The sequence below is a fragment of the Oryzomicrobium sp. genome (assembly GCF_036820405.1).
Classification (GTDB): Bacteria; Pseudomonadota; Gammaproteobacteria; order Burkholderiales; family Rhodocyclaceae; genus Oryzomicrobium.
In genome coordinates this window covers 92,855-104,022 of the sequence record NZ_DAISLS010000013.1, presented here as the reverse complement: position 1 = coordinate 104,022, position 11,168 = coordinate 92,855, and the positions used below count along the sequence as shown (strand labels likewise).

Sequence of the window (11,168 nt, the reverse complement as noted above, 5' to 3'; positions counted from 1 at the left end):
GCCATGGACCGGGACCAGGACCTGCAAACGCGCATCGAGGCCATCCGCTCGAAGGGCTTCGGCGGCCGGCGTATCCAGCTGCACCGGGCGATCTACCACGTCTCCCTGCACAAGGGGAACCTGCTGATCGCCCTGCTGCTGCCGCTGGTCTTCAACCTGCTGCTGCTGCTGTCGATCGAAGAGATCGTGCCGTTCTGGTTCGCTGTGCTGAAATTCTGGTTCGCCGCCACGGACTTTCCCGGCGGCCTGGTGGCCGCCCCCTTCGACCTGGTGGTGGCCACGGTGTGGCTGCCGCGCATCGAGCTGTATGCCGGCGCCCCGACCCAACTGCAATGGTGGATCAGCGCCATCGGCTGCGTGCTGCTGTGGTTGTCCACCAAGCTGATCCCGCCGGTCCGCCTGCTGCCCCTGATCTACGCCATCCGGGCGGCGGTGCTGATCCATGCCACCGCCCTGGTGTATTTCGCCCTGGTGCCGGCTTCCTTCCCCCACGGCCTGGGCTCCTACCTGTTCAGCGGGCTGGCGATGGGGCTGATCCTGATGTTCCTGGTGCCCTGGATCTTCGGCTTCACCTACTACGTGTTCAACTTTCCGCTGCACCAGAAGCTGGCCCTGACCGCGCTGGTGCTGGCCTACTTCGCCCTGGCCCTGCCCTTCCAGTTCGCCCTGCACACGGTGCTGCTGTGGCACCTCAGCCTGCTGTTCCTACCCATCTTCTACCTGCTGTTCGGCAGCTTCCTCGACGTGATGATGTTCATCGCCTTCTACGCCTGGGGCATGAGTTGGAACTGGCCGACCTTCAGCCTGCGCCGCCGCCAGGAAGAAGAGGCGGCCTGATTCCTGGTTTCCGATTCCCGACCCGCCGGGCCTGGCGAGGGATGTATTAATAAAATTCATGTGACCGGCCGGCGGAAAAACGAAGGTCCGCGCCAGTCCTTGAGTTTGCGGCTTTTTCCGCCGCGACGTATTAGAAAAATTAATCTATCGGCGGCGGCTGCGTATCAGGCGCCGACCGTGGCGCCTTCCAGCCGGGTGATCAGGTGGGACAGGGCCAGGGCCGCAGTGGCGGCGCGCACCGCTTCCCGGTCGCCGGGAAAATGGCGGGTGACCGCCTCGACTCCGCCCGGGCCGGCCCAGGCGAAGCACACCGTGCCCACCGGTTTGTCCGGGCTGCCGCCGCTGGGGCCGGCGATGCCGCTCACGGCAACGGCCCACTGGGCGCGGCTCTTGGCGACGGCCCCTTCGGCCATGGCCCGGGCCGTGGCTTCCGAGACGGCACCCGTGGCAATCAAGGTCTGGCGCGGCACGCCGAGCATGTCTTCTTTGGCCGCGTTGGAATAGGTGACGAAACCCCGGTCGAACCAGGCCGAACTGCCGGCAATCGCCGTGACCGCCTGGGCGATCCAGCCGCCGGTGCAGGATTCGGCGGTGGCCAGCCATTCGCCCCGGGCCAAGAGCAGGGCGCCGGCCTTGGCGGCGAGGGCTTCCAGGTCGCGCTGGGTGATCATGGCGGAGGCTCCGGGAAAAATGCGTGGGGACGTCAGCCGATGATGAACTTGGCGACGGCCAGGGTCAGGATGGTGTAGGCGCCGGCGAACACGTCGTCGGCCATCACGCCGAAGCCGTTCTTCACCTTCTCGTCGAAGTAGTTGGCCGGGTAGGGCTTGACGATGTCGTAGACGCGGAACAGGAAGAAGGCGGCGGTTTGCCACAGCCAGCCGGCCGGGCAGAACACCAGCACCAGCCAGAAGGGCACGATCTCGTCCCAGACGATGGACCCATGGTCCACCACTCCCAGGTCGCGGCCGGTGCGGTGGGCGGCCACCACGCCGCCGACGAAGCACACCAGCAGGAAGACCAGCAGGGGCAGGTCGGTGGGCAAGGCGTGGCGCAGCACCGGGAAGGTGGCCCAGGCGAACAGGGTGCCGACGGTGCCCGGGGCGAAGGGCGACAGGCCGGAACCCAGGCCGCAGGCGATGAAGTGGGCGGGGTGGGCGAAGAGGAATTTCAGGCCGGGGCGGTTGCTCATCGGGTGTGGAATGACGGAATCGGGAGAGCGGGTGGAAAAAGGTTCGCCGCCGCCGTGGGGCGTTCAGGCGGCGAAGTGGTCGTAGCCGCGCCGGGCCACCGGGAAGAGCTGGCCGGCCTCGTCCAGGGCGGTGACGCTGCCCGCCGGCGCCTCGTCCGGGGCGGACAGCACGCCGAAGCGGGTGAGGGGCAGGTCCAAGGCGTGGGCCAAGGCGGCGATGGCCTCCCGGGCGGCGGCGGGGGCGGCGAAGACCAGTTCGTAGTCGTCGCCGCCGCCCAGCTGGGCAGCCCGGGCGATGGCCGCGTCCACCCCGGCGGGCAGAGCCGGCAGGCGTTCGGGCCACACCGTGGCGGCCAGGGCGGAACGGCGGGCGATGTGCCCCAGGTCCTGGAGCAGGCCGTCGGAAACGTCGATGGCGGCGTGGGCCAGGCCCTGGCGCTGCAAGGCCAGGCCCAGGGCGACCCGGGGCTGGGGTCGGGTCAGGGCGGCGAGACAGGCGTCGCGCAGCGGCGGCTCACCCGCGACCGGCGCCGTGGGCAGGTCGAGGTCGCCTTGCAAGTGGCGCAGGCCCAGGTTGGCCAGGCCGGGGCGGCCGGAAACCCACAGGTCGTCGCCGGGCTTGGCCCCGTCGCGGCGCAGGGCGCGGCCGGCGGGCACTTCGCCCAGGGCGGTGACGCACAGGTTGAGGGGCCCCCGGGTGGTGTCGCCGCCGATCACGTCCATGGCGAAGGCGCCGGCACAGGCGAAGAAGCCTTTGGCGAAGGCGGCGATCCAGGCTTCGTCGGCCGCCGGCAGGGCGCCGGCGAGCAGGGCCCAGCGCGGCGTGGCGCCCATGGCCGCCAGGTCCGAGACGTTCACCGCCAGGGTCTTCCAGCCCAGGGCTTCCGGGTCGGTGTCGGCGAAGAAGTGGGTGCCGGCCACCAGCATGTCGGTGGTGGCCGCCAGCTGCATCCCCGGCGTCGGGGTCACCAGGGCGCAGTCGTCCCCCGGCCCCAGATCCGCCCCGGGGGTGGGGCGGGCGAAGTGGCGGTCGATCAGGTCGAATTCGCCGGGGGGGGCGGCGGTGCCGGGCATGATGGGGATGTCCGCGGTGCCGGGCGGATCAGGCGCCGGGGTTCTTGCGCGCTTCCACTTCCACCGGGCGCAGGCGGGCGGCCAGCTTGTCGAGCACGCCGTTTACGTACTTGTGCCCGTCGGTGCCGCCGAAAGCCTTGGCCAGCTCGATGGCTTCGTTGAGCACCACCTTGTAGGGGGTTTCCGGGTGGTGCTTGAACTCGAAGGCGCCGAGCAGCAGCACGCCGGCCTCGATGGGCGACAGCTCGTCGAAAGGCCGGTCCAGGCAGGGAGCGATTTCCGCCGCCAGGGCGTCGTGCTGGGCGAGCACGCCGCGCAGCAGGGCGAGGAAGAAGTTACGGTCGATGGGCGGTTCCTTGGCCTGGGCCTCGGCGACCAGACCCGGGTTGGCGGCGGCGAATTCCGCCGCTTCCTCGGCCTCGATGGCCTTGGCGTCGGCCACCAGGGCTTCCAGGGTGGCCTCGATGGCGGCCTCGTCGTTGCCGCCGACGCGCCACTGGTAGAGACCCTGGATCACGTATTCCCGGGCCATGCGCCGGGGCGACTTCTCCCGGGGCGTCCAGGGCTTGCCCACCTGGTGGCGCAGGACCTTGCCGTCGTTCTTGCTCATACACCCTCCCGGGCGGCGATCGCCGCGTGCAGATTGGCCATTTCCACCGCTGCCTTGGCGCAGTCGCTGCCCTTTTCGTGCATGCGGGCGATGGCCTGGTCGTCGTCCTCGCAGGTGAGCACGCCGTTGGCCACCGGCACGCCGGTGTCGAGCTGCACTTCCATGATGGCGCGGCAGGCGTCGTTGGACACCACCTCGAAGTGGTAGGTCTCGCCGCGGATCACCGCGCCGAGGGCCACCAGGGCGTTATAGCGGCCGGATTGGGCCAGGCGTTGCAGCACCGGCGGGATTTCCAGGGCGCCGGGCACGGTGGCGATGGCGATGTCGGCGTCGGCCACGCCCAGTTGCTTGAGCTGGGTGACGCAGGCCGAGAGCAGGCCCTCGCACACGTCCTGGTTGAAGCGGCTCATCACCACGCCAACCTTGAGGCCGGCGCCGGCGAGGTTCTCGTCGTATTCGTAGATGTCGTTGAAACGGGCCATGGGGGCTCCAGTCTGGTGTTCGTTACAGGGCGGCGGCGTCCGCCGGGGAAGGCACGTAGCCGGTGACTTCCAGGTCGAAGCCGGTCATCGACGGCATGCGCCGCGGGCTGCCCAGCAGCTTCATCTTGCGCACCTTGAGGTCGCGCAGGATCTGGGCGCCGATGCCGTAGGAGCGGGGGTCCCACTTGCGCGGGGCGGGCTTGTCGGCGGGGGCGGCGGTGAGGGCCGCCTTCAGGTCGGCGCCGCTCTCGGGGCGGTGCAGCAGCACGATCACCCCGGTGCCGTGGCGGGCCACCGCCTGCTGGCACTGGTCCAGGGAGAAGGCGTGGCGGCCGCTGTCGGGGTCGAGGAAGTCGAGGATGGACACGGGCTCGTGCACCCGCACCAGGGTTTCGGTGTCCGGCCCCGGGGCGCCCTTGACCAGGGCCAGGTGCACCTCTTCGGCCACCCGGTCGGCGTAGGCGATCAACTGGAACTCGCCGTGGGGCGTGTTCACGGTGCGCTCGGCGACGCGGCTGACCAGGGTTTCGACCCGGCTGCGGTAGTGGATCAGGTCGGCGATGGTGCCGATCTTCAGGCCGTGCTCCCGGGCGAACTCGATCAGGTCCGGCAGACGGGCCATGGTGCCGTCGTCCTTGAGGATCTCGCAGATTACCGAGGCCGGTTCCAGCCCCGCCAGGGCGGCGAAGTCGCAGCCCGCCTCGGTGTGGCCGGCGCGTACCAGCACGCCGCCGGGCTGGGCGCGCAGGGGGAAGATGTGGCCGGGCTGGACGATGTCGTCCGGGCCCGCATCCTTGGCCACGGCGGCCTGCACGGTGCGGGCGCGGTCGTGGGCGGAGATGCCGGTGGTGACGCCCTCGGCGGCCTCGATCGAGACGGTGAAGGCGGTGCCGTGGGGCGTCTTGTTGTCGCGCACCATCTGCTCCAGGCCGAGCTGGCGGCAGCGGGCGTCGGTCAGGGTCAGGCAGATCAGGCCACGGCCGAACTTGGCCATGAAGTTGATCGCTTCCGGGGTGACGAACTCGGCGGCGAGCACCAGGTCGCCCTCGTTTTCCCGGTCTTCCTCGTCCACCAGGATCACCATCCTGCCGGCGCGGATGTCGGCGATGATGTCCTGGACCGGGGCGATGGCGGAGGCTTGCACGGCGTTCATGCGGCCACCTCGCTCTCGGTGTCGGCGTTGAGCATGCGCTCGGCGTAGCGGGCGATCAGGTCCACTTCCAGGTTCACCTTGGCGCCCGCCGCGAGCAGGTGCAGGGTGGTGTTATCCAGGGTGTGGGGGATCAGGTTGATGGCGAAGTCGCGGCCGTCCACCGTGTTGGTGGTCAGGGACACGCCGTTGACCGCGATCGAGCCCTTGCGCGCGATGTAGCGGGCCAGCTCGGCCGGGGCGCGGATGACCAGGCGGCGGTTGTCGCCGATGGCATCGAAGGCGAGCACTTCACCGACTCCGTCCACGTGGCCGGACACCAGGTGGCCGCCCAGGCGGTCGGCCAGGCGCAGGGCCTTTTCCAGGTTGATCGGGCCGTCGCCTTCCAGACCGACGGTGCAGGACAGGGACTCGGGGGAGACGTCCACCTTGAACGTGCGCGGGCCGAGCTCGACCACGGTGAGGCAGACGCCGTTGCAGGCGATGGAGTCGCCCAGGGCGACGTCGCTGAGGTCCAGGGTGCCGGCGTCGATGGTCAGGCGCACCCCGGCTTCGCGGGGGGTGCGCTCGGCGATGCGGCCGACGGCGGCAATGATTCCGGTGAACATGGGGATTCCCGCGCAAGCGGTGAGGGAGGAAAGGCGGCGATTTTACCACGGGGCCCCGCCGGCACCGGGCAGGGCCGGGCCGGCGTTGCCGGAGGCCGGAAGAGGTCGGTGGTTGCCGAAGGGCGGGACGGCGCCCCGCCCCGGTGCGTCCGGCGGCGGACGGCGGCTACGGTGGCTAGGGCTTGGCGGCGGGCGGCTGGGGCGGAATGATACCGGCGGCCTCGGCCTTGGCCCGTTCCTCGGCCCGCTGTTTTGCCTTGGCCTCGCGCTGGGCCTTCTTCTCGGCCACCTTGGCGTCGCGCTCGGCCATGCGCTGGTGGGCCTCCTGCACGCTGGCGCGCTGGTCCTCGGCCCGCTTGGCGGCTTCGGGTGCCTGGGCGGCCTTGTCGGCGCGCTTGCCGGACAGGCGCGCGGCGGTTTCGCGCCGCTCGGCGGCGGCCTGGGCGGCGCCGGCCTCCACGGCCTTGGCCTTGTCCTCCTGGCGCTGTTCCCGCTCCGCGTCCTGGCGCGCCTTGTCGGCCTTGAATTCCTCGCTCTGGCGCTGCTGGCTGGCGGCGCGGCGCGGCGCCTCCTGCCGTGCCTGGGCGGCCTTGGTGGCCTGGTCCCGGGTGCGGATCTCCAGTTCCAGTTCCCGGGCTTCGGCATCCACCTTGCGGGCTTCGAGTTCGGCGGCGGTCTTGGCCTTCTTGGCCTCGTCCTGGCAGGCGACGACGCGGAAGCGGGCGTAGCAGGCCTGATACTCGGCCTGGTACTTGGCCACCGATTCGTCGCGCATGGCCTTGGCCCGGGTACGCAGGGCATCGGCCCGGCCGACCAGGCCGGCGCGCTCGGCGTCGCCGCTCCAGGGCTGGTCGTTGACCGGGGCCGGCTGGGCGTGGACGGTTGCCGGCAGCAGGGCGCAAAGGGTGAAAAGGCCGAGAAGGGCGGCCGCGATGAGGCGCGGCGTGCGAAGGGTGGCGGCGGGGGCGGCGGGGAGGGCTGAGGCAGGACGGGAGAAGCGCATGGCGGTGGGGGAAATTCCGAATCCCCGTAAAATAGGGGATTTCCCCGTTTTCCGAAACCCGCCGGCCGTTCGGCCGCGGCGCGCCGACGCCGGTTGCCGCCCCTGTCCGCCCCCTATGGGTGCACGGCGATGGGCCGTGTGTCGGGCAGTGTCCGGGGTGATGTCCCTCTCAGTTCTGGATTTGCCATGATCGTTCTTCGCCGTTTGACCTTCGCCCGGGCGGGCCATCCCCTGGTGCGCGACGCCTCGCTACAGATCGCCCCGGGTTGGCGCGTCGGCCTGGTGGGGGGCAACGGCAGCGGCAAGTCCACCTTCTTCGCCCTGTTCAACGGCGGCCTGCACCCGGAATCCGGCGACCTGGAGTGGCCCGAGCGCTGGGTGATGGCCCACGTCGCCCAGGAAACCCCGGCCCTGCCTTCGCCGGCCCTGGACTTCGTCCTCGACGGCGACGAGGAACTGCGCCGCCTGGAGGCCGATCTGGCCCGGGCCGAGGAAAGCCACGACGGCGAGGCCATCGGTGCCATCCACGCCCGCCTGGGCGAGATCGGCGGCTACGGCGCCAAGGCCCGGGCGGCGGAACTGCTGCACGGCCTGGGCTTCCACGATCCGGATTTTTCCCGCCCGGTGGCCGAGTTCTCCGGCGGCTGGCGCATGCGCCTCAACCTGGCCCGGGCGCTGATGTGCCGCTCCGACCTGCTGCTGCTCGACGAACCGACCAACCACCTGGACCTGGACGCGGTGCTGTGGCTGGAGACCTGGCTGAAGAGCTACCGGGGCACCCTGCTGTTGATCTCCCACGACCGGGACTTTCTCGATGCGGTATGCGGCAACGTGCTGGCCATCGAGCAGCAGGCCATGACCCTGTACAAGGGCGGCTACTCCGACTTCGAGACCCAGCGCGCCGCCCAACTGGCCCAGCAGCAGTCCCTGTTCGAGAAGCAGCAGCGCGAGGTGGCCCACCTGCAGGTCTACATCGACCGCTTCCGCGCCAAGGCCACCAAGGCCCGCCAGGCCCAGAGCCGCATCAAGGCCCTGGCCCGCATGGAGACGGTGGCGGCGGCCCACGTGGACACCCCGTTCACCTTCAGCTTCCGCGATCCCGAAGCCCTGCCCGACCCCCTCCTCAGCCTGGACAAGATCCAGGCCGGCTACCGCAGCGCTGCGGGTGAGAACACGATCGAGCGCACCATCCTCAGCCACGTGCGCCTGACCATCCGCCCTGGCGATCGCATCGGCCTGCTGGGCATGAACGGCGCCGGCAAATCGACCCTGATCAAGCTGCTGGCCGGCGTTCATCCGCCCCTGGCCGGCGAGCGCCAGGAGGCCAAGGCCCTCAAGATCGGCTACTTCGCCCAGCACCAGGTGGAAGCCCTGCGCCCCGAGGGTTCGGCCCTCGACCACCTGCGCTGGCTCGACCCGGACACCCCGGAGCAGCAGCATCGCGACTATCTGGGCGGCTTCGACTTCCGCGGCGACGTCGCCACCCGGCCGGTGGCGCCCTTCTCCGGCGGCGAGAAATCGCGCCTGGCCCTGGCCCTGCTGATCTGGCAGCGCCCCAACCTGCTGCTGCTCGACGAACCCACCAACCACCTGGACCTGGAGATGCGCGAGGCCCTGGCCTTCGCCCTGCAAGGCTTCGAGGGCGGCGTGGTGCTGGTTTCCCACGACCGGCACCTGGTCAAGACCACCGCCGACACCCTGCTGCTGGTGGCCGACGGCCAGGTGACGCCCTTCGACGGCGACCTGGACGACTACGCCGCCTGGCTGACCCAGGCGCGCAACGCCGCCCGGCCGGTGGACGTGGAAGCCAAGGAAGCCAAGGCCGAGCGCGCCGCCAGCCGGGAGGCCGACGCCGCGGCGCGCAAGGAACTGCTGGCCAAGCGCCGTCCCCTGGTCAAGGAAGGCGAGCAACTGGAAAAGAAACTGCACGGCTGGCAGGGCGAGAAGAAGCTGCTCGAAGAGCGCCTCGCCGATTCGTCCCTCTACACCAGCCCGCCCCACCCCCAGCTGGCCGGCCTGCTCAAGCGCCAGGGCGAACTGGCGACGATGATCGAGGACGGCGAGATGCGCTGGCTCGAAGTGCAGGAAGCCCTGGAGGCTCTACCCGAGGCATAACGGGGGGAGCCCGGAGGTCCGCGCCTGGCGCGGGTTTCCACGGGGCCTGCCCCAAACCCGAGGCAGGGCGCGGCGTTTGGCCGTGCCCGCCCGGAGATGCCCGTCTGGCGTGGACTTCGCGTGCCGGCTCAACGCCTGTCCGGTCAGGGTCGGCGCCCCCTCAGCGCCCCGGGTTGAGCCGGAAGAAGTGCATCAGTTGTTGTAGGGATTCGGCCTGGGCGCCCATTTCTTCCGCCGTGGCCGCCAGCTCCTCGGAGGCCGAGGCATTCTGCTGGGTGGCCTGGTTGAGCTGGCCCATGGCCTGGTTGATCTGGGCGATGCCGCGAGCCTGCTCTTCCGAGGCGCTGGCGATGTTCCGCACCAGGGCCGAGGTCTGGCCGATGGCCGGCACGATGCGCTCCAGCAGTTCCCCCGCGTGCGCCGCCTGGCGCACCGTGGTGCCGGCCACGGTGCCGATCTCGCCGGCGGCCACCTGGCTGCGCTCGGCCAGCTTGCGCACTTCGGCGGCCACCACGGCGAAGCCCTTGCCGTGTTCCCCGGCCCGGGCCGCCTCGATGGCGGCGTTGAGGGCCAGCAGGTTGGTCTGGTAGGCGATGTCGTCGATGATGCCCACCTTGTCGGCGATCTGGCGCATGGCCTGGACGTTCTCGGCCACGGCGGCGCCGCCGGCTTCCGCCTCCCGGGCGGCCTGGGTGGCCATGCCGTCGGTGGTGTGGGCGTTCTCGGTGTTGGTATGCACCGAGGCGGTGGATTGCTCCAGGGTGGCCGAAATCTCCTCCACCGACGCCGCCTGCTGGCTGGCGGACTGGGCCAGGGACTGGGCGGTGGCCGAGACTTCCTCCGACGCCGCCGAAAGGTTGTCGGCGGCGCCGCGCACCTGGCCGATGATGTTCGCCAGGCGGTCCGTCATGTGCGCCATGGCCTGGAGCAGGCGGCCGATCTCGTCGTCCCGCGCGGCCTCGGGGCGCGCCGTCAGGTCGCCTTCGGCCAGGGCGTCGGAGGCCGCCACGGCCTGGCGGACCGGGGCCAGCACCACCCGGCGCAGGACCAGGGTGAGCAGGGCCAGCAGGGCGGCGGTGATGACCAGGCCCCCCGCCAGCACCGGCAGGGCGGCGCGGCGGCCGACTTCGGCCACTTCCTGGCGGCTGTAGGCCACCGCCACCCGGAAGCCCCAGGCCGGAAAGTCCCGTTCGATCGCCTCCCAGTCGCGCCCGCCGTCCCGGCGGGCTTCCGCCAGGCGCGCCAGGAGCGCGTCGGGCTCGATGCCCCGGGAATGGAGGAAGGGCTGGCCCTTGCCGTCGAGCAGGGCGACGAAGCCGGAGCCGAAGGCGGCGCTCTCGCCGATCAGGGCCTTGAGCCCGGCCAGGTCGGCCTTGAAGCCCATGTACCAGGCGCCGACCACCTTGCCGGCCCCATCCACGATGGGCTCGTAGCCGGTCAGGTAGGGGGAGCCGAGGATGTCCACCTGACCGTAGAAGGCCTCGCCCCGGCTGAGGGCGGCGTAGGCCTTGCCGTTCGGGTCCAGGGCCGTGCCGACGGCCCGCTGGCCGTCCGCTGTCTTGACGTTGGTGGCGATGCGCACGAAGTCCTGCCCGTCCCGGGCGAAGAGGGTGGCGCTGCCGCCGGCGATGCCGGTCACGCCGTCCACCAGGGCCGTGCCCAGGGCCTGGCTCCGGCCGCCGAAGCGCAGGTTGGGCGGCGTGCGGCCGCCCACCGCCACCGCCTCGCCCGCGCTGGCTGGGCCGAGCTGGGTGCTCGTTTCCTTGAACAGCTTCATGGCGCTGCGGGTCTGCTCGCCGACCAGGCCGTCGCTCAACTGCAACAGTTGCAGGATGCTGGCGGCGGTGTTGGCGGACTGCTGCCGCACTTCCGCTTCCATGCGGCGGGATTCGTTGATCGAGAGGGCCATCGCCCCGATGACCAGGGCCACCACCAGGGGCGCGAAACCGAAGAGGGCGAAACGGGCCTGGAGTCCCAAACCTTTCATCTGGAGTCTTTCATGGGGATGCGGTGTCGAGTTGGCGTCGCGCGGGTGGCACGGCGCAGGGTCTTACCCTAGCAACAATCGCACTGTCATCCTTTAGGGACTATCCACAG

The 11,168-nt window shown here is 70.7% G+C and carries 11 protein-coding genes; 2 read left to right on the top strand and 9 right to left on the bottom strand.

From position 1 onward, the window contains the following. Positions 1-3 precede the first annotated feature (3 nt). The gene (locus tag V7Z98_RS13945; RefSeq protein ID WP_293260602.1) at positions 4-837 is read left to right on the top strand and encodes a hypothetical protein; all 834 of its coding nucleotides are present in this window, start codon (positions 4-6) and stop codon (positions 835-837) included. Between the two features lie 164 nt (positions 838-1,001). Here the strand turns inward: V7Z98_RS13945 and V7Z98_RS13940 are convergent, their stop codons facing one another. The 8 genes from V7Z98_RS13940 to V7Z98_RS13905 all read right to left on the bottom strand — a co-directional run bounded on the left by V7Z98_RS13940 (position 1,002) and on the right by V7Z98_RS13905 (position 6,956). Then, positions 1,002-1,505, bottom strand: coding sequence for a CinA family protein (locus V7Z98_RS13940; protein WP_293261279.1), 504 nt, complete (start codon positions 1,503-1,505; stop codon positions 1,002-1,004). Between the two features lie 35 nt (positions 1,506-1,540). Beyond that, positions 1,541-2,029 (bottom strand): phosphatidylglycerophosphatase A family protein, encoded by a 489-nt coding sequence (locus V7Z98_RS13935; RefSeq protein WP_293260601.1) that lies wholly within the window; start codon positions 2,027-2,029, stop codon positions 1,541-1,543. Between the two features lie 63 nt (positions 2,030-2,092). Continuing rightward, on the bottom strand, positions 2,093-3,103 hold the full coding sequence (gene thiL / locus V7Z98_RS13930) for a thiamine-phosphate kinase (protein WP_293260600.1): 1,011 nt from the start codon (positions 3,101-3,103) through the stop codon (positions 2,093-2,095). A 28-nt stretch (positions 3,104-3,131) separates the two neighbouring features. Further along, positions 3,132-3,713: a transcription antitermination factor NusB gene (nusB, locus tag V7Z98_RS13925; protein WP_293260599.1), complete on the bottom strand. Its 582-nt coding sequence runs from the start codon at positions 3,711-3,713 to the stop codon at positions 3,132-3,134. Beyond that, positions 3,710-4,195: a 6,7-dimethyl-8-ribityllumazine synthase gene (gene ribH / locus V7Z98_RS13920; protein WP_293260598.1), complete on the bottom strand. Its 486-nt coding sequence runs from the start codon at positions 4,193-4,195 to the stop codon at positions 3,710-3,712. Before ribH ends, nusB begins: the two co-directional genes overlap by 4 nt. Before the next feature lie 22 nt (positions 4,196-4,217). After that, entirely contained in the window at positions 4,218-5,348 is a 1,131-nt protein-coding gene (ribBA, locus tag V7Z98_RS13915; protein WP_293260597.1) for a bifunctional 3,4-dihydroxy-2-butanone-4-phosphate synthase/GTP cyclohydrolase II, read from the bottom strand. Beyond that, positions 5,345-5,953 carry a riboflavin synthase gene (locus tag V7Z98_RS13910; RefSeq protein WP_334158645.1) on the bottom strand — a complete coding sequence of 203 codons (609 nt, stop codon included), beginning with the start codon at positions 5,951-5,953 and terminating at the stop codon, positions 5,345-5,347. Before V7Z98_RS13910 ends, ribBA begins: the two co-directional genes overlap by 4 nt. A gap of 175 nt (positions 5,954-6,128) precedes the next feature. After that, positions 6,129-6,956, bottom strand: a complete 828-nt coding sequence (locus tag V7Z98_RS13905; protein ID WP_334158644.1) for a hypothetical protein — start codon at positions 6,954-6,956, stop codon at positions 6,129-6,131. 186 nt (positions 6,957-7,142) lie between these two features. Here V7Z98_RS13905 and V7Z98_RS13900 point away from each other — a divergent pair, with 186 nt between their 5' ends. Further along, positions 7,143-9,071: an ATP-binding cassette domain-containing protein gene (locus V7Z98_RS13900; protein WP_334158643.1), complete on the top strand. Its 1,929-nt coding sequence runs from the start codon at positions 7,143-7,145 to the stop codon at positions 9,069-9,071. 160 nt (positions 9,072-9,231) lie between these two features. On the opposite strand, the gene V7Z98_RS13895 is transcribed toward V7Z98_RS13900, so the two are convergent. Next, positions 9,232-11,058 (bottom strand): methyl-accepting chemotaxis protein, encoded by a 1,827-nt coding sequence (locus V7Z98_RS13895; RefSeq protein WP_334158642.1) that lies wholly within the window; start codon positions 11,056-11,058, stop codon positions 9,232-9,234. Positions 11,059-11,168 lie beyond the last annotated feature (110 nt).